The sequence below is a fragment of the Streptomyces sp. NPDC050560 genome (assembly GCF_044457285.1).
Taxonomy (GTDB): domain Bacteria; phylum Actinomycetota; class Actinomycetes; order Streptomycetales; family Streptomycetaceae; genus Streptomyces.
This window is the reverse complement of record NZ_JBITGT010000018.1, coordinates 79,556-96,069: the sequence shown is the minus strand read 5'-3', so window position 1 is coordinate 96,069 and position 16,514 is coordinate 79,556. Positions and strand designations below refer to the sequence as shown.

At 72.3% G+C, this 16,514-nt stretch carries 13 protein-coding genes and 1 pseudogene; 6 read left to right on the top strand and 8 right to left on the bottom strand.

Annotated features, from left to right (window positions below):
• Nucleotides 1-104: 104 nt before the first annotated feature.
• From ACIBIW_RS32000 to ACIBIW_RS31970, 7 genes and pseudogenes are all read right to left on the bottom strand, one after another.
• A pseudogene (locus ACIBIW_RS32000) lies at nt 105-263 on the bottom strand (ADP-ribosylglycohydrolase family protein); the annotation flags it as partial.
• Entirely contained in the window at nt 259-1,491 is a 1,233-nt protein-coding gene (locus tag ACIBIW_RS31995) for a cytochrome P450 (RefSeq protein ID WP_399341228.1), read from the bottom strand. The gene ACIBIW_RS31995 and the pseudogene ACIBIW_RS32000, both read right to left, overlap by 5 nt.
• Nucleotides 1,488-2,729, bottom strand: coding sequence for a cytochrome P450 (locus ACIBIW_RS31990; protein WP_399341225.1), 1,242 nt, complete (start codon nt 2,727-2,729; stop codon nt 1,488-1,490). Before ACIBIW_RS31990 ends, ACIBIW_RS31995 begins: the two co-directional genes overlap by 4 nt.
• The gene (locus tag ACIBIW_RS31985; protein ID WP_399341223.1) at nt 2,726-3,334 is read right to left on the bottom strand and encodes a GTP-binding protein; all 609 of its coding nucleotides are present in this window, start codon (nt 3,332-3,334) and stop codon (nt 2,726-2,728) included. Before ACIBIW_RS31985 ends, ACIBIW_RS31990 begins: the two co-directional genes overlap by 4 nt.
• The gene (locus ACIBIW_RS31980) at nt 3,309-3,668 is read right to left on the bottom strand and encodes a DUF742 domain-containing protein (protein ID WP_399341221.1); all 360 of its coding nucleotides are present in this window, start codon (nt 3,666-3,668) and stop codon (nt 3,309-3,311) included. Before ACIBIW_RS31980 ends, ACIBIW_RS31985 begins: the two co-directional genes overlap by 26 nt.
• On the bottom strand, nt 3,665-4,087 hold the full coding sequence (locus ACIBIW_RS31975; protein ID WP_399341219.1) for a roadblock/LC7 domain-containing protein: 423 nt from the start codon (nt 4,085-4,087) through the stop codon (nt 3,665-3,667). The genes ACIBIW_RS31980 and ACIBIW_RS31975 overlap by 4 nt, the downstream gene beginning before the upstream one ends.
• Nucleotides 4,084-5,628 (bottom strand): ATP-binding protein, encoded by a 1,545-nt coding sequence (locus ACIBIW_RS31970; protein WP_399341218.1) that lies wholly within the window; start codon nt 5,626-5,628, stop codon nt 4,084-4,086. Before ACIBIW_RS31970 ends, ACIBIW_RS31975 begins: the two co-directional genes overlap by 4 nt.
• 502 nt (nt 5,629-6,130) lie before the next feature.
• Between ACIBIW_RS31970 and ACIBIW_RS31965 the strand changes: the two genes are divergently transcribed.
• The 6 genes from ACIBIW_RS31965 to ACIBIW_RS31940 all read left to right on the top strand — a co-directional run bounded on the left by ACIBIW_RS31965 (nt 6,131) and on the right by ACIBIW_RS31940 (nt 15,524).
• Entirely contained in the window at nt 6,131-7,612 is a 1,482-nt protein-coding gene (locus tag ACIBIW_RS31965; protein WP_399341217.1) for an FAD-linked oxidase C-terminal domain-containing protein, read from the top strand.
• A gap of 19 nt (nt 7,613-7,631) precedes the next feature.
• Nucleotides 7,632-8,744 (top strand): FAD-binding oxidoreductase, encoded by a 1,113-nt coding sequence (locus ACIBIW_RS31960; protein ID WP_399341216.1) that lies wholly within the window; start codon nt 7,632-7,634, stop codon nt 8,742-8,744.
• Nucleotides 8,744-10,219: a (Fe-S)-binding protein gene (locus tag ACIBIW_RS31955; RefSeq protein WP_399341215.1), complete on the top strand. Its 1,476-nt coding sequence runs from the start codon at nt 8,744-8,746 to the stop codon at nt 10,217-10,219. Before ACIBIW_RS31960 ends, ACIBIW_RS31955 begins: the two co-directional genes overlap by 1 nt.
• Nucleotides 10,220-10,375: 156 nt before the next feature.
• Nucleotides 10,376-12,175, top strand: coding sequence for an L-lactate permease (locus ACIBIW_RS31950; protein WP_399341213.1), 1,800 nt, complete (start codon nt 10,376-10,378; stop codon nt 12,173-12,175).
• 789 nt (nt 12,176-12,964) lie between these two features.
• Nucleotides 12,965-14,101 carry an ABC transporter substrate-binding protein gene (locus ACIBIW_RS31945; RefSeq protein ID WP_399341211.1) on the top strand — a complete coding sequence of 379 codons (1,137 nt, stop codon included), beginning with the start codon at nt 12,965-12,967 and terminating at the stop codon, nt 14,099-14,101.
• 145 nt (nt 14,102-14,246) lie between these two features.
• Nucleotides 14,247-15,524 carry an ABC transporter substrate-binding protein gene (locus tag ACIBIW_RS31940; protein WP_399341209.1) on the top strand — a complete coding sequence of 426 codons (1,278 nt, stop codon included), beginning with the start codon at nt 14,247-14,249 and terminating at the stop codon, nt 15,522-15,524.
• Between the two features lie 101 nt (nt 15,525-15,625).
• Here ACIBIW_RS31940 and ACIBIW_RS31935 read toward each other — a convergent pair whose 3' ends face one another.
• Complete coding sequence (locus ACIBIW_RS31935) at nt 15,626-16,456, bottom strand: FadR/GntR family transcriptional regulator (RefSeq protein ID WP_399341207.1); 831 nt, start codon at nt 16,454-16,456, stop codon at nt 15,626-15,628.
• Between the last annotated feature and the right edge of the window lie 58 nt (nt 16,457-16,514).

Sequence of the window (16,514 nt, the reverse complement as noted above, 5' to 3'; positions counted from 1 at the left end):
CGGCCCAGGGGCAACCATCACCCGGCGGGGCGCGGGGCGGCAAGGGGGTGTGGGGCGGGCCGGGTCACCCGACCTGGCGCAGCCGGGCCGCCGCGAGCGCGGGGTGCCCCGCCCGGGTCCCAGCCGCCGCCACCGCACATCTCACCGCCGCACCCGGCCTCGGGGAACCGGGCCGAGAAGGCGCCGGTGGGCCCGAACTCGAAGGGGACGCCCAGCGCGTCGCCGACCGCGGAGCCGAGGACCACCCCCGCGGCCCGTTCAGCCCCCCAACCGCACCGGAATCTCCCGCCACCCCTCCGCGATGAACGACGGGACCTGGTGCAGTTCTGACGGGGGGACGGTCAGGGTGGAGTGGGGGAAGCGGGTGAAGAAGGCGGGGAGGACCGTGGCGGCTTCCAGGCGGGCGAGGGGGGCCCCGATGCAGCGGTGGACGCCGATACCGAAGGCGAGGTGGTCGTCGGCGCCGCGGGCCGCGTCGAAGTCAGCGGCGTCGTCGCCGTAGTGCGCGGGGTCGAGGCCCGAGGCGGCGTAGGTGGTGATGATGGCGTCGCCTGCCGGGATGGTGGTGTCGCCGACGGTGAGGTCGCTGACGGCGTAGCGCAGCGGCAGCGTGGCGAAGGAGGGGTGCAGGCGGAGGGTCTCGTCGATGACAGCGTCCCAGCCGACGGACCCGGAGCGCACCGCGGCGAGTTGACGCGGGTCGGAGAGGAGGGCGACGATGGCGTTGCCGATGAGATTGACCGTGGACTCGAACCCGGCCCCTATCACCAGCAGCAGGGTGTACATCAGCTCTTCGTCGCTGAGCCGGTCGCCGTCCTCGTCGCGTACCCGGATCAGCTCGGTGGTCATGTCGTCGCCCGGCCGGTCGCGCTTGTGCGCGATGAGCGCGGGCAGGGTGCGGAAGATCAGGCTCTGCACCATCTCGGCGTGTTCCGGGCTGGGGTCCGAGGTGTCGATGACGCCGTCGGCGAGCCGGGCGGTGTCGGCGAGGAGTTCGTCGGGGACCCCGAAGAGTTCGCAGATCATACGGATCGGCAGCGGCCTGGCAAGGTCCTCGCGCAGGTCGACGGGGGCGCCCTCGGCGCCCTTGCGGGCCAGTGCGTCGAGGAGTTCGCCGGTGATGGCGGCCACCCGGGGGGCCATGGCCGCGGTGCGACGGTGGGTGAAGCTGGGGGCGACGAGCCGTCGCAGTCTCGTGTGGTCGGCGCCGTAGGTGGAGAACATGTTCACGACGCCGACCCAGCCGAGTATCCACCCCCAGGTGGGGTGGTCGGGTATCTCCGGCCACAGCGACCAGTGGCGCCGTGGGTCGCGGCTGACCTCGGGGTCGAGTATCAGGCGGCGCAGGGTGTCGTAGTCGGTGGGCGCCCAGGCGGGTATGCCGCCGGGCAGCTCCACCGGGACGATCGGGCCGAGGGCGCGCAGCCGTGCGGTCTCGGCGGGGATGTCGGCGCCGAAGGGGTCGAGGGCGGTGCGTTGTCCCGGGGTCACGTGCGGTCCTCCGCCGGTAGGTCGGGGGTGCGTGGCGTGAAGCGGACGGGCAGGGCCATCAGGGAGCGGTGGAACGGTCCTGGGCGCCAGGCGAGCCGGTCGCGCGCGAGGACCGGTTCGAGGTCGGGCAGCCACTGGGTGAGCCGTTCGATGGCCTCGGTGGCGATGAGCAGCGCCTCCCTGCGCACCGGGCACGCGTGCGGCCCCGCCGACCAGGACAGGTGGGAGGCGTCCTTGGGGTGCAGGGGCCCGGTGGCGGCGCGCTCCGCGAAGGTCCCGAGGGCGCCGTAGGAGATGACTATGGGCACCGCGGGCCTGATCTCGGTGCCGTGGAACTCGGTCTGGCGGCGGGCGAAGTGGATGCCGAAGTTGGCGAGCGGGGTCTCGTGGTGCAGCACCTCGACGACGGCGTCCATGACGGGGCGGGCGCCGCTGGTGAGGGTGGTGTAGTACTCGGGGTTGCCGAGGATGCGGGAGAGCGCGTTGGAGACCAGGTTGGCGGAGGGCTCGTGCCCGGCGGCGACGGTGAGGAACACCTGCCAGGTGACCTCCTCGGCGGAGAGCCCTGCGGGGTGGTCGAGCAGCCTGCTGGTCAGGTCGTCGCCGCGCTCCTCGGTCTTGGTGGCGATCAGTTCGAGGATGTAGCCGCCGAACTCGGCCTCGCCCTCGGCCGCCTGGTCGCCGCCCTCGATCACCTTGACCAGCGCCTGGGTGAGCCGGCCGCTCTGGCTGTCGGGGAGCCCGAAGAGGCTGTTGAACAGCATGGAGACCAGGGGCCTGGCGAAGTCGGCGACGAGGTCGGCCTCGCCGCGCGGCCCGAAGCGGCCGACCAGTACATGCACGGCGCGGTGCACGCGCTCGCGCAGGTCGTGCGGCTCGACCAGGTCGAAGGCGTCGAGGAGGGTGGTGCGGTAGCGCAGGTGGTCGGTGCCGTCGCTGAAGAGCGAGTTGGGGCGCCAGCGCATCATGCCGAGCAGCGGGCACTCCTCGGAGACGGTGCTCTCCCAGGGCCGCGGGTCGTGCGAGAAGGTGTCGGTGTCGCGCATCAGGTCGAGCGCCGCGATGCGCTCGGTGACCACGTACGCGGGCACTCCTGGGGCGAGTTCGCCCCAGCCGACGGGGCCCTGGGCGCGCAGCGCGGCGTAGTAGCGGTGCGGGTCGGTCGCGAAGCCGTTCTCCCACAGCCTGATGGGCTCGGCGTCGGTGACGACGCGGGGGGCGGCGGATGTCGTGGTCACCTGGACTGCTCCGGGGGTTGGTGGTCGATCAGGTGCTGGACGAGTGCGAGCAGCGCGTCGATGGACGAGTCCCGGTCCCGGGCGTCGCAGACCACCATCGGGGTCTCGGGGGCCAGGTCGAGGGCGCCGCGCAACTGCTCTTCCGTGTAGTGGCGCGGGGAGTCGGGGAAGTCGTTGAAGGCGACGGCGTAGGGCAGCCCCGCCTCCTCCACCAGCGCGAGGACGTCGAAGGATGCGTCGACCCGGCGCGCGTCGATCAGTACGAGCGCGCCGAGGGCGCCGTAGGAGATGTCCTGCCACAGCGGCCTGAAGCGCTCCTGCCCGGGGGTGCCGAACAGGTAGAGCACCACACCGCCGGTGAGGCTGATACGGCCGAAGTCGATGGCGACGGTGGTGGTGGACTTCTCCCGGACGCCCGCGAGGTCGTCGACGGTCGTGGACGCCTCGGAGAGGCGCTCCTCCGTGTGCAGCGGGCGGATCTCGGAGACGGAGTCGATGAGGGTGGTCTTGCCCACCCCGAAGGGGCCCGCCACCAGGATCTTCACCAGATCCCGCGCGGTGTCGGGGAGATGGATACCGCTAGTGCTTGAGGGCACGGAGGCCATCGGCCACTCTCTTCAGCAGGTCGGGGTCGTACCGGGCGGCCGGTGGGATCGGGGCCCGGGCACGCAGCAGGTTCCGGTCGATCAGGGCGGCGGCGAGGACGCGGACCGCGGAGACCGGCAGCCGCAGCAGGGCCGCGGCCTCCACGACGGTCAGCGAGCCGCCGTCGAGCACGTCGAGCAGGGCGTGCTGGGCGGCCGGGAGGTCCCGGGGGGCGGGCCCGCCGTCCGCGGTGAGCACGCTGAGGCGCTCCAGGCTCGCGGAGTCCTGCGGGGCCGCCCCTGCGGTGGACAGAAACGCGGGGACCAGACGGCGGCCGCCACGGTGGGGGGTCATGCCCCCGGGCCACCGTCGACGGCGCGGGGCGCGGCGGCCATCGCCTTCTCCCCGAGCCGTGCCACCTGGGAGTGCACCCGGTGCGCCAGCAGGTCGAGGCGGACCTCGCCGTCCCCGGAGGCGGCCACGCAACTGCCGTGTTCCGTGGGGACGATGAGGATGTAGCCGTGGTCGGACTCGACCACGATCTGGCGCACGGAGGCGCTGTCGCGGTCGGCGAAGGCGGCCGCCGCGGTGCGGCAGGCGCCGTGCACGGTGCTGGTGATGGCGGCCACCCGCTCCGCGCTGGCCTGGCTCAGGGCCTCGCTGTATCCGGTGACGAGCCCGTCACGGGTCAGTACGACGGCGGCGAGGACGTGCGGCACCTCCAGGATCGGATCGAGTACCCATGCGGTGTCGGCGGCATCGCGGCTGGTCATCGGGCCGCTCCCCCTTGGTTGTCCGGGTGGCTTTCGGTACTGGCGGTGCTGTCGGCTGCCGGGTCCCTGGTGTCGGGCCCGGCCGCCGCGGTGTCGTCCTCGGCCGTGCCCAAAACGGGGACGGCGGCGCGGGGCGCGGGCGCTCCCGGCGGTTCTGGTGCCGCGGCGCGCGCGGCCTCGGTGCCGGCCTGGAGGGCGCCGAGCGCGGCGGCGGCCTCCTCGGGGCGGCGCACGGGGTTCGCGGGCGGGGGGCTGTGCTCGGCGCCCGGGGCCGCGGGGGTCCTGCGGCGGCGGCGCGGCAGTTCGCTCGGCGGGGCCGCGGGGGCGGCGGGCCCGGGCTGCCCGACGGGCGCCGGTGCGGGCCGCTCGACGGGCACAGGCGCGGGCCCGCCGCGAACGGGGGCTTCGCGTTCCGCCGCGTAGGAGTGGGCGCCGTCCTCGGGGGCCGCGGCCTGGGCCGGGGCCTCGGTGAGGGTGGAGCGGGACGAGCTTGCGGCCTGCGGCTGCTCCTCGGGGTCGAGGGTGGTCAGCAGCCGGCCGTCGACCCGGATCACGGCGCGCACGCCCCCGTACGGGGAGCGGGAGGTGAGGTCGACGTTGAGGTCGAACTGCCGGGTGAGCTGGCCGATCGCGGCGAGGCCCATACGGGGCGGGTCGCCGAGGTCGGTGAGCAGGATCGGCTCCCTGCCGCCCACGAGGCGCTGGGCGCGGTCGCGTTCGTCCTCGGTCATGCCGACGCCGGAGTCGTCGATGGTGACGCACACGCCGTGGTGGACGTGTTCGAGCTGCATCACGACGTCGGTGTCGGGCGCGGAGTGCCGCAGGGCGTTGTCGAGGAGTTCGGCGACGATGATCGCGACGGGTTCGACGGCGTGCGAGACGAGTGCGGTGCCGACCTTCAGGTGGTTGTGCACGCGTACCCGCTGATAGCCCGTCAGCCGGGCGAGGCCGCCGGTGACGGCGTCCACGACGTGGGACTCCTCGCGGGCGAGCCCGACCCAGGCGCCGCAGACCACGGCGGTGACCTGGGCGCGGCGCAGGGACTGCTCGTTCTCGTGCTCCAACGCGAAGAGGGTGCCGGCGAGTTCGGGGTCGTCGTACTTCTCCTGGAGCGCGCGCAGCGCGTCCTGGAGCCGGTAGAGGCCGGCCTGCACCTCGCGGGTGGCGCCGCGCATCCCGGCCTGGGCGGCGGCGTCGATGCGGCGGCGCTGCGCGCTCTGCGCCTCGCGCAGGGCGGCGAGCACGCGGTCGAAGGCGGCGCCGAGCCTGCCGCCCTCCGCCTCGGGCAGCAGCGGTCCCGGCACGGGGAGGTGAGGGTGGTTCAGCTTCTGGAGCGCGGCAGGGACCCGCTTGTCGGCGAGGTGCTCCATCTCGGCCGCCGTGGCTCGTCTGGACTCGTCCAACCGTCCACGGAGGGCGGCGATCTCCTGTCGCTGCCTGGCTCTGACGCGTCGGGACCGCAGGAGTACGGCGCCGAGTACGAACGCGGCCAGCGTCCCGGCGGAAAGGCAGCCGGCGACCAGGTCCGGTATTTCGATCATCGAATCGGTTCCAGGGAAGACGGGCGTGGTGGGAAGTCGGACCGCCTCGTGAGGCGCACGCAGCACAGTACACACTGTCACCGCACGGCTCTGAACCGTGGCTCGAAAAGATCACCCGCACCGGGCGTACCCACCGGTGGACTTGACCGTTTTCGCGGCGTTTGCCGGGGCGTGAGCGCTCAACCCCCCGCCCCCCGGGGCCGGTTCGCGCGGGTACCGGGGCGCTTCCGGGGGAATGAGGGGACAACCGGCGGGAACGCGGGGCGACACGGACACACACAGGGCCTTCACCGTTCCCGGCGGAACCGGCCAGGAACCCCCCCCGCGGCACGCGTCGGCGCCGGTGAAACGAGTAACCCCCGCAATAGTATTGCTCTTCAACCACCTCCGGTTCGACAATGCGTGCACCATCGTCAATGACCGCATGACGGAAACCGACCACCGCCTAGCGGAAACTCACGTAGCCCGACACCGGACTCACCCAAGGCGTACGGAGAGGCAGATGACCGCCAGCGAGGGCAGCGGCGGCGGGCGTGCGGAACGGCTCGCCGGGCCGCTGCGGGACAGGATCGGCGCACAGCGGGTGCTCACGGAACCCGCCCAGCTCCGGACGTACGAGTGCGACGGGCTCGCGGCCTTCCGGGTGCGTCCCGCGGTCGTGGTGCTTGCCGAGCACCGCGACCATGTGGTGGAGACAGTGCGGCTGTGCGCCGAGCACGGCGTGCCGTTCGTCGCGCGCGGCTCGGGCACCGGCCTTTCCGGCGGCGCTGTGCCGGTGGCCGACGGGGTGCTGATCGTGCTCTCCCGGATGCGCCGGGTGCTCTCCGTCGACCCGGCGAACGCGCGCGTGGTGGTGGAGCCCGGGGTGATCAACCTCTGGGTGACCAGGGAGGCGGCGCCGCACGGGCAGGCGTACGCGCCCGACCCCTCGTCCCAGCAGGTCTGCTCGATCGGCGGCAACGTCGCGGAGAACGCGGGCGGCGCGCACTGCCTCAAGTACGGCTTCACGGTCAACCACGTCACGGGCGCCGAGGTGGTGCTGCCGGACGGCGAGGCGGTACGGCTCGGCGGCAGCGCGCCCGAGCACCCCGGATACGACCTGCTGGGCGCGTTCGTCGGCAGCGAGGGCACGCTCGGGGTGGCGACCGAGGTCACGGTGCGCACGGTACGCGCGCCCGAGACGGTCTCCACGATGCTGGTCGGCTTCCACACGGTGGCCGACGCCGCGGGCACCGTCAGCGACATCATCGCGGCCGGGATCGTGCCCGCCGCGATCGAGATGATGGACGCGCTCGCCATCGAGGCCGCCGAGGCCGCGGTGGCCTGCGGCTACCCGGACGGCGCCGCCGCGGTCCTCGTCATCGAGCTGGACGGGCCCCGGGTGGAGGTCGAGGAGCAGTTCGGGCAGGTCGAGGCGATCGCGGCGGCCCGCGCCGCCTTCGAGACCAGGATCGCCCGCGACGACACGGAGCGTGCCCTGATGTGGAAGGGCCGCAAGTCCGCGTTCGCGGCGGTCGGCAGGATCAGCCCCGCCTACTACGTCCAGGACGGCGTGATCCCGCGCACCCGGCTGCCCGAGATCCTGGACGAGGTGGGCAGGCTGGCCGACGAGGCCGGGATCAGGGTCGCCAACGTCTTCCACGCCGGGGACGGCAACCTGCACCCGCTGATCCTCTTCGACGACCGGGTGGCGGGCGCGGCGCACGCGGCCGAGGAGCTGGGCTTCGCCATCCTCGACCTGTGTGTGGACGCGGGCGGGTCCATCACGGGGGAGCACGGGGTGGGCCTGGAGAAGAGGTCGCGGATGTCGTACCAGTTCAGCGAGGACGACCTGGACACCATGCAGTTGGTGCGCTGCGCCTTCGACCCGGCCGGGATCGCCAACCCGGGCAAGCAGTTCCCCACCCCCCGGCTCTGCGGCGAGCGGCCAGGGGTGCGCACCGCCGCCGACACCCACGACCCGTCGCTCGGCGAGGTCTTCTGATGGCCGAGGAGGGCTTCTGATGGCCGAGGTGGCGGGGGTCGTGGCGGGCGCGGTGGCGACGCCCGCGTCGGTGGCCGAGACCGCCGAGGTGCTGCGGTCCAGCACCGGCAGCGTGGTCCCGGTCGGCGCGGGCACCAAGACCGGCTGGGCGGCCCCGCCCGCCTCCTGCGACCTGCTGCTGCGCACCACGGGGCTCGACCGGGTGGTGGAGCACGCGCCCGGGGACCTGGTGGTGGTCGCGGAGGCGGGGGTGCGCCTCGACGCGCTGCGGGACCGGCTCGCCGAGCACGGGCAGCAGTTGGCGCTCGACCCGCCGGAGCCCGGCGCGACGCTCGGCGGCGTCGTCGGCGCCAACGCGTCGGGCCCGCGGCGGCTGCGCTACGGCACGGTGCGCGATCTGCTCATCGGGGTGACGGTGGTCCTCGCGGACGGCACGGTCGCCAGGTCGGGCGGCAAGGTCGTCAAGAACGTCGCGGGCTACGACCTCGGCAAGCTGTACACCGGAGCGCACGGCAGCCTCGGGGTCGTGGTCTCCACGGCCTGGCGGCTGCACCCGCTGCCGCCCGCCGCGCGCACCGTGCTGGTGCCGGTGCGCGACACCGCGCACGCGGGCCGCCTCGCCGCTGAGCTGGCGCGCTCCCCGCTCACCCCGGCCGCCGCCGAGCTGCGGTGGGGCGGGGAACTCGGGGAGGGCGCGGAGTTCGCCGTGCTCTTCGAGAGCACCGAGGCGTCCGTACGGGCACAGGCGCGGGCCGCCGTGGCGCTGCTCGGCGGCGCCGCGGCGAAGGCGCCCCCGGCGTGGTTCGGCGCCAGGCCGGAGGGCGGCCTGGTGCTGCGGCTGGCGTACGAGCCGGCCGCGCTGACCGCGGTGCTCGACGCGCTGCCCGACGGCTCGCACGGCAACGCGCACGCCTGTACCGGGGTCGGCTACGCGGCGGTGCCCCGGGACTGCGACCTCGCCGCGCTGCGGGCGGCGCTCGCGCCGTACGACGGCTCCGCGGTGGTGGTCGCGGGCACGGGCGTGGACCACTGGGGCCCGCCGGGCGGTGCGTTCGGCCTGATGACCCGGGTCAAGGACCAGTTCGACCCCGGGCGGCGACTGTCGCCCGGACGGCTGCTGGGAGGGCTGTGATGACCGCTGACCACACCGGGCGCGCGTCCCGCGCTCCGGAACCCGCCGCGGGCAGCCCGGGGCGCGACCCCGGCGGCCCGGTGGCGCCGAGCGCGGGCCGCGCCACGGTCGGCCTCGGGATGCCGGGGGTGGGGCCGCCCGAGAAGGGGGCGTTCGACGCCCACCACCCGCCGGACGCGGCCCTCATCGGCGACTGCGTGCACTGCGGCTTCTGCCTGCCGAGCTGCCCCACGTACGTGCTCTGGGGCGAGGAGATGGACAGCCCGCGCGGGCGTATCGACATCATGAAGGGCGCCCTGGAGGGCGACGCCTTCGACGCCCACAGCGTGCGCCATCTCGACCAGTGCCTGGGCTGTATGTCCTGCGTCACCGCCTGCCCCTCCGGGGTGCAGTACGACAAGCTGATCGAGGCGACGCGGGCGCAGTTGGAGCGCCGGGTGGCGCGGCCGCCCGCCGAGCGGGTGGTGCGGGCCGTGGTCTACGGCCTCTTCCCCTATCCGGCCCGGCTGCGCGCGCTGCGCGGCCCGCTGCGCGCCTACCAGGCGAGCGGTGTGGGGCGGCTGCTGCGGCGCACCGGGGTGCTGGAGCGGCTGCCGGGTCCGCTGCGCGCCATGGAGTCGCTCGCCCCGAAGCTCGGCAGGGCGCCCCGGCTGCCGGTGGTCACCCGCGCGGTGGGCACAAGGCTGCGCACGGTGGGGCTGCTGACGGGGTGTGTGCAGGGCTCGTTCTTCCCCGACGTGAACGCGGCGACGGTACGGGTGCTCGCGGCCGAGGGCTGTGACGTGGTGGTGCCGCCCGGACAGGGCTGCTGCGGGGCGCTGTCGGCGCACGCGGGGCGTGAGCCGGAGGCGATCGCCTTCGCCAAACGGATCGTCACCGTCTTCGAGGCGGCCCGGGTGGACACGCTCGTCGTCAACTCGGCGGGCTGCGGCTCGCATCTGAAGGAGTACGGGCACCTGCTGCGGGACGAGCCCGGGTGGGCGGAGCGTGCCGCGGCGCTCGACGCGAAGGTGCGGGACGTCTCCGAACTCCTCGACGAACTCGGCCCGGTGGCGGAGCGCCATCCGCTGCCCATGACGGTCGCGTACCAGGACGCCTGCCATCTCGCCCACGCCCAGGGGGTACGGGACGCGCCGCGCAGGCTGCTCTCCGGCATCCCGGGGCTCGGGCTGCGGGAGCTGGCGGAGCCCGAGCTGTGCTGCGGCAGCGCGGGCACGTACAACGTGCTGCACCCGGAGCCCGCTGCGGAGTTGGGCGAGCGCAAGGCGCACGCCGTGCTGGCGACCGGCGCCGACGTCCTGGTGACGGCCAACCCCGGCTGCTGGATGCAGATTTCCACCACGCTCGCCCGGATGGGCGAGCGCATGCCGGTCGCGCACACCGTGCAGGTGCTGGACGCCGCCCTGCGCGGGGTGCCGGCCGACCGGCTGCTGGCGAGGGCGCTCGACGGCCCCGGCACGGCCGTGCGCCCGTAGCGGACCCCACCGGCGCCCCGCGCGGGGCGCCACGGCCCGGACGGGCCCCCGCCGCGGCCGTGTCCCGGGGCCCCGCCCCGGGACGGCCAGGCAAGCCGCCGCACCACCAGGCACCCAGGCGTCGCCACGGCGGCGCCGCCAACCGAGGGGTGGTACATGCACACATATCAACTCGCCGACTACCAACAGGACTACAGTCCGCTCGGGGACTCCGTCGGGCTCTCGTCGATCGTCGCGATCCTGCCGCTGCTCGTGCTGTTCCTGCTCCTCGGCGTGCTGCGCATGAGGGCGTGGCTGGCCTCGTTGATATCCGTGGTCGTCGCTGTGGTGCTGGCCGTGGCGGCGTACGGGATGCCGGTCGGCGACGCCCTCAACAGCGGGGTGCTCGGCGCCGCCTTCGGGTTCTTCCCGATCATGTGGATCGTGATCAACGCGATCTGGGTCTACAACCTCACCGTGGAGACCGGGCACTTCGACGTGCTGCGCAGGTCGTTCGCGTCGATCAGCGACGACCAGCGGGTGCAGGCCATCATCATCGCGTTCTGCTTCGGGGCGCTGATGGAGGCGCTCGCGGGCTTCGGCACGCCGGTCGCGATGAGTTCCGTGATGCTGATCGCGCTCGGTTTCAAGCCGCTGAAGGCCGCGACCGTCGCCCTGGTCGCCAACACGGCGCCGGTGGCGTTCGGCGCCATCGCGGTGCCCATCACCACCCTGGCGGGGGTCACCGGGATGCCGGTGGACGACCTGGGCGCCATGGTGGGGCGGCAGACCCCGGTGCTCTCGCTGTTCGTACCGCTCGCGCTGGTGTTCATCGTGGACGGGCGCCGTGGGCTGCGGCAGACCTGGCAGCCCGCCGTGGTGGCGGGCGTGGTGTTCGCGGTGTTCCAGTACCTGTCGTCCAACTTCTGGTCGGTGCCGCTCGCCGACATCGTCGCCGCCCTGGCCTCGGCGCTCGCCGTGCTCGCCCTGACCCGGGTGTGGCAGGCCAGGGAGCCGTACACGGAGACGGACAGCGACCCCGACGAGGGCGCTGGCGACACCGGCCCCGGCGCGGGCGGTTCGGGTGGCGCCGCGGGCTCCGGCGGAGGGGGCGGTGCCCCGGCGGGCGCGGGCGGCACGGCGGTGCTCACCAGGACGGGCGAGGGCGCCGCGGTGCGCGACACCCCGCTCGACATCTTCAAGGCGTACGCGCCCTACCTGGTCATCATCGTGGTGTTCGTGCTGGCGACCCGGGTGCCCGCGATCACCGGGAAGGCGCCGACCGAGGTGGGCAAGTCGGGCACCGGCATCGAGGCGGTCACCCGGATCGTCAACTGGCCGGGGCTGCACATCACCAACGACGCGGGCGACCCGGTCGCCACCACCTTCAAGCTCAACTACCTGTCCGCCGCGGGCACCCTGCTGCTGATCTCGGGCATCCTCAGCATGGCGCTGCTCGCGCTCGGCCCCGGGCGGGCGCTGCGCGCGTACGGACGCACCCTGGACCAGCTCAAGTTCGCGATCCTCACGGTGATGCTGGTGCTGGGGCTCGGCTACATCATGAACGAGTCGGGGCAGACGACCACGCTGGGCCTGTGGGTGGCGGGGGCGGGCGGCGCCTTCGCGTTCCTCTCCCCCATCCTGGGGTGGCTCGGCACCGCGGTCACCGGCTCCGACACCTCGTCCAACTCGCTGTTCGGCGCCCTCCAGGTCACCGCGGCGCACAAGGCGGGCCTGTCGCCCGCGCTGATGGCGGCGGCCAACTCCTCGGGCGGTGTGCTCGGCAAGATGGTGTCGCCGCAGAACCTCGCCATCGCCGCGTCCGCGGTCGGCTTCCAGGGCAAGGAGGGCATCCTCTTCCGCCGGGTCATCGTGTGGAGCCTGGTGTTCCTGCTGTTCATGTGCCTGTTGGCGTATCTCCAGAGCACACCGGTGCTGGACTGGATGGTGGTCGACTCGCCACCGCCCGCGTCCTGACCCCCGCACCCCCGCCCGCGGGCCCGGCCTCACCACGGCCGGGCCCGCGGCCATGTGGGGCCCGCCCGAGGCCCGTTCAGCCCCCTCAGGAGTCAACAACCGTCATGCCGGGGGTGTTTGGGAGGAGGGGCGATCATCCCGCCCCTTTATCCCTTATCGCGTTTCTTCGGTGACCGGCCCCGCGAATGCCAATTGACGCGGCAAATCGACCGTATGGCGATGTGTCAGGCATGGGCAGGAGATGCGGAGGGCTTGTGAACCCCGCTCTTCACCACTACCCGGAGCCGATTTCAGCGAACCCCTTCACCGCGATAGCATTCGTACGATGTAGTACGACCGGGTCCCCCCTGGCCCCCTTATGCTCAGCGACGACATCCGGCGACATGACGGCCAGCAGAGTGAGCGAATGAGACTGGTACACCTCGGCGCGGACCGGCCCGCGGCCCCGCACCCGCGCCAACCGGCCCCGGTCGGCGGGCGCGTGACGGCGCGCCGGAGGCCGGCGGCCGCGGCGCACACGGTCGGGGCTCAGCCCTCGGGCGCCGCTGCGACCCATGTCATCGGCCGGTTGGGCACGGTCCGATACCCCGCAGCGGACAATCAAGGAGCGCCGTCCGCGAGACCATGCGGGGTTTCCGTCGAGGAGAAGAGAAACCGCCAGTGAAATCAGAGATCAGAGGGCGCAGGGTACGGAATGCGGTCGTGGTGACGACCGTTCCGCTCATGACGCTTGCCGCCTGCTCAACGGGGAGTGATTCCGCGAACGGTGACAAGCCCCACATTCGGATGATGGTCAATCTGACGGAGAATCTCGACCGCACCTACTGGGAGAACCTGGTCGAGCCCTACGAGCAGAAGAGCGGTGTGAACGTCGAGATAGTCGGCCCCGACGACGGCAACGTCGCGGCCACTTATCAGAAGCAACTCGCCGCGGGCACACCGCCCGACGTCGTCCAGTCCATCTTCCCCGACGAGAACTCCGCGAAGCACCTCGTCGACTTCAGCGACGAGAAGTGGGCGCAGGACACCCCCATGTTCGACACCTACGCCATGCACGGAAAGCACTACACCGTCGGCGTGGGCGAGCAGATCCAGTCGCTCATCTTCTACAACAAGACCGCGTTCAAGGAGGCGGGGCTCACCAAGCCCCCGACCACCTGGGACGAGTTCGGCGAGGACCTCGGCAAGCTGAACGACGCCGGATACACCCCGCTCCAGACCGCGGGCGACTTCCAGACCGGCCTCCAGCTCCAGCAGATGTACCACCCCGACCTGAACGAGCTGCACCCCAACTGGCAGACCCTCGTCTCCGACAGCCAGGACGGGGCCGGCGAGCTGTACAAGCCCATGTTCCAGCACTACGCGGACTGGCTGGACAGCAAGTACATCAGCAAGGACGACGTCGACGTCACCCCGGCCGATGCCGACCAGGACTTCATCGACGGAAAGGCGGGCTTCTACTGCAACGGCAGTTGGTACGCCGCCACCATCGAGTCAGCGGGGCGCATGCCCTTCGAGGTGGGGGTGTTCTCGCCGCCGGTGAGCAAGGGCAACTACCCGGGCCCGCAGGGCGCCACCATGGCGAATTCCTACATGGTCCACAAGGAGTCCAGGAACGTCGAGGCCGCCAAGGGCCTCGTCCAGTTCCTGACCACCGACAAGACCGTCATCATCGTCCAGTTGAAGGCCGACGGGTCGTTCCGCCAGGACGCCATCATGGGGCAGTCCGACATCGGCACCCAGGTACAGAACGTGCTGGACGACGCGCCCAAACTCGTCGCCGTCGGCGAGGGTTTCGGCGACACCAAGCTGCCCGTCACCGGATTCAACCCCAAGTTCACGGAGATCGCCCAGAGCCTGTACAAGGGCACCTCCCCCTCGGAGGCGGCGACGAACCTCGACCGCTGGGTCGACCAGAACCGCTAGCGCCCTCCCCCATCCGCTTCCCGCCCGACGGTCAATCCCCGGGCCATCCCGTCGCGCCCGGCGGCGGGGTGGCCCGAGCGATTCCGTCATCTGCCCAGTCCACCCACACAAGCAATTCGCTTCCGCTCCCCCTGGAGAGAAACCCATGAAGTCAGTAATCGGCCGGCGGCGGGTCCGGGGAGCCGCGGTGCTCGCGACCGCCCCCCTGCTCGTGATCATCTCGGCCTGCTCGTCCGGCAGTTCCTCCACGGGCGGAGGCAAGGACGGCGAGATACGGATGATGGTCAACCTCACCGACAACCTCGACCAGGCGTACTGGAAGAAGCTGGTCAAGCCCTTCGAGGACAAGACCGGGCTCAAGGTGAAGATCGAGGGCCCCTCGGGCAAGAGCGTCGCGGAGTCCTTCCCCCAGCAGCTCGCCGCCGGCACCGCGCCCGACGTCATCCAGTCGATCTTCCCCGACGACGACACCGCGCCAGAACTGGTCGACCTGAGCGGCGAGTCCTGGACCAAGGGCACCCCGATGTTCGAGAACTACGCGATGGGCAAGAAGCACTACGCGGTGGGCATCGGCGAGCAGATCCAGTCGCTGGTCTTCTACAACAAGGACGCGTTCAAGAAGGCGAAGATCAGCAAGACGCCCACCACCTGGGACGAGCTGGCCACCGACATGGACAAGCTCAAGAAGGCCGGCCTCACCGCCATGCAGACCGCGGGCGACTTCGAGACCGGCCTCCAGCTCCAGCAGATCTACCACCCCGCGCTCAACCAGGCGCACCCCAAGTGGCAGACCGCGGTCTCCGACAAGAAGCTCAAGGTCGGCGACGCGTACAAGCCGATGTTCCAGATGTACGCGGACTGGATCAAGAAGGGCTACATCGCCAAGAGCGACGCGGGCCTCGACCCCTCCCAGGCCGACGGCAACTTCATCGCCGGCAAGGCGGGCATGTACGTCAACGGGAGCTGGTTCGCCGCCACCCTGGACCAGGCGAAGGACCTCCCCTTCGAGGTCGGCGTCTTCTCGCCGCCCACCGACGGCAAGGCGTACCCGGGCCCGCAGGGCGCCACCATGGCCACCCCCTACATGGTGCGCAAGGGCGCGAGCAGCGAGTCGGACGCCAAGAAGCTGGTGAAGTACCTGGTCACCGACAAGGCCGCGATCAAGGGCCAGCTCGGTGCCGACGGTGTCTTCCGCGAGGACGGCACGGGCGCGGGCAAGCCGACCGCGACCGACACCCAGGTGCAGGACATCCTCACCAAGGCGCCGGAACTGGTCGCCGTGGGTGAGGGCATGGGCAACGTGCGGCTGCCGGTGACCGGGTTCAACCCGAAGTTCACCGAGATCGCGCAGAGCCTCTACACCGGCAAGAGCCCGGCCGACGCCGCCAAGGCGATCGACCAGTGGGTGGACGAGAACCGCTGAGTGCGCGGGTGCGGGGCGGGCGGCGCCGGAAGGCGCCGTGCCGCCCCGCACCGCTGTCCGGGACGGGTGCTGGAACCGCCCCGGCGTACGGCGGCGGCCGGTCAGCCGCCCTCGGGTGGACCGTCCCCGGGGCCGCTTGCGGCGCCCGGCGCGGCGGCATCGGGCGCGGCGCCTTCCGGCGTCCGGCCGTCCCTGGCCAGTAGCTCGCGCTGCTGCGCGAGCACCCGCCGCAGATGGGCGCGCACCGCCTCGCGCGCGGCGTCCGGGTCGCGGGCCTCGATCGCGTCGAGGATCGCCCGGTGCTCCCCGAAGGTGTCCGACAGGCTGGCGAGATAGGTCCTGGCGTCCTTGTAGGACTCGCGCAGGCACTCGTTCACCGGGTTCATGAACCACGAGAAGAACGGGTTGCCGTTGGCCCTGGCCATCAGCTCGTGGAAGCGCATGTCCTCTTCAAGGCAGCGCCGGTAGTCGTCCGGGTGGCCCTCGGCGCGCTCCAGCGAGGCCCGCATCTCGGCGACGTCGTCCGCGCTGCGGCGTTCCGCGGCGAGCGCGGCGATCTCCGCCTCGATGACCAGGCGGGTCTCCATGAGCTGCTGGAAGGTGGCCGTGTTCATGCCGAGCATCAGCGCGTAGTGCCGGGCGATGGCGGAGCCGTCCGGCATCGCGACGACCATGCCGCGGCCCGGCCTGATGTCGACGAGCCCGCGCTGGTCGAGGATGCGCCCCGCCTCCCTGATGACGGTGCGGCTGACACCGTGCCGGGTGGCGAGCTGGGCCTCGGTGGGCAGCCTGTCGCCGGGGCGTAGCCCCTGGGCGAGGAGGTCGGCTTGCAACCGCTCCGCGACAACCTCGGGCAGCCGCGGCGGGCGCGGCGGCAGATCGCGCGCGGACGGGTCGCTCGCGCCTGTGCCGGTGGGTTGCATTGGGTCCATACGAGAACTATTGTCTAATCATCATACAAAGTCAATGAGACCTTGTCGGCGGCCGTAC

Coding starts and splice junctions, on each gene's coding strand:
- ACIBIW_RS31985 (WP_399341223.1), bottom strand. CDS start 3,334: ATGGCCTCCGTGCCCTCAAGCACTAGCGGTATCCATCTCCCCGACACC.
- ACIBIW_RS31980 (WP_399341221.1), bottom strand. CDS start 3,668: ATGACCCCCCACCGTGGCGGCCGCCGTCTGGTCCCCGCGTTTCTGTCC.
- ACIBIW_RS31975 (WP_399341219.1), bottom strand. CDS start 4,087: ATGACCAGCCGCGATGCCGCCGACACCGCATGGGTACTCGATCCGATC.
- ACIBIW_RS31970 (WP_399341218.1), bottom strand. CDS start 5,628: ATGATCGAAATACCGGACCTGGTCGCCGGCTGCCTTTCCGCCGGGACG.
- ACIBIW_RS31965 (WP_399341217.1), top strand. CDS start 6,131: ATGACCGCCAGCGAGGGCAGCGGCGGCGGGCGTGCGGAACGGCTCGCC.
- ACIBIW_RS31960 (WP_399341216.1), top strand. CDS start 7,632: ATGGCCGAGGTGGCGGGGGTCGTGGCGGGCGCGGTGGCGACGCCCGCG.
- ACIBIW_RS31955 (WP_399341215.1), top strand. CDS start 8,744: ATGACCGCTGACCACACCGGGCGCGCGTCCCGCGCTCCGGAACCCGCC.
- ACIBIW_RS31950 (WP_399341213.1), top strand. CDS start 10,376: ATGCACACATATCAACTCGCCGACTACCAACAGGACTACAGTCCGCTC.
- ACIBIW_RS31945 (WP_399341211.1), top strand. CDS start 12,965: ATGGTCAATCTGACGGAGAATCTCGACCGCACCTACTGGGAGAACCTG.
- ACIBIW_RS31940 (WP_399341209.1), top strand. CDS start 14,247: ATGAAGTCAGTAATCGGCCGGCGGCGGGTCCGGGGAGCCGCGGTGCTC.
- ACIBIW_RS31935 (WP_399341207.1), bottom strand. CDS start 16,456: ATGGACCCAATGCAACCCACCGGCACAGGCGCGAGCGACCCGTCCGCG.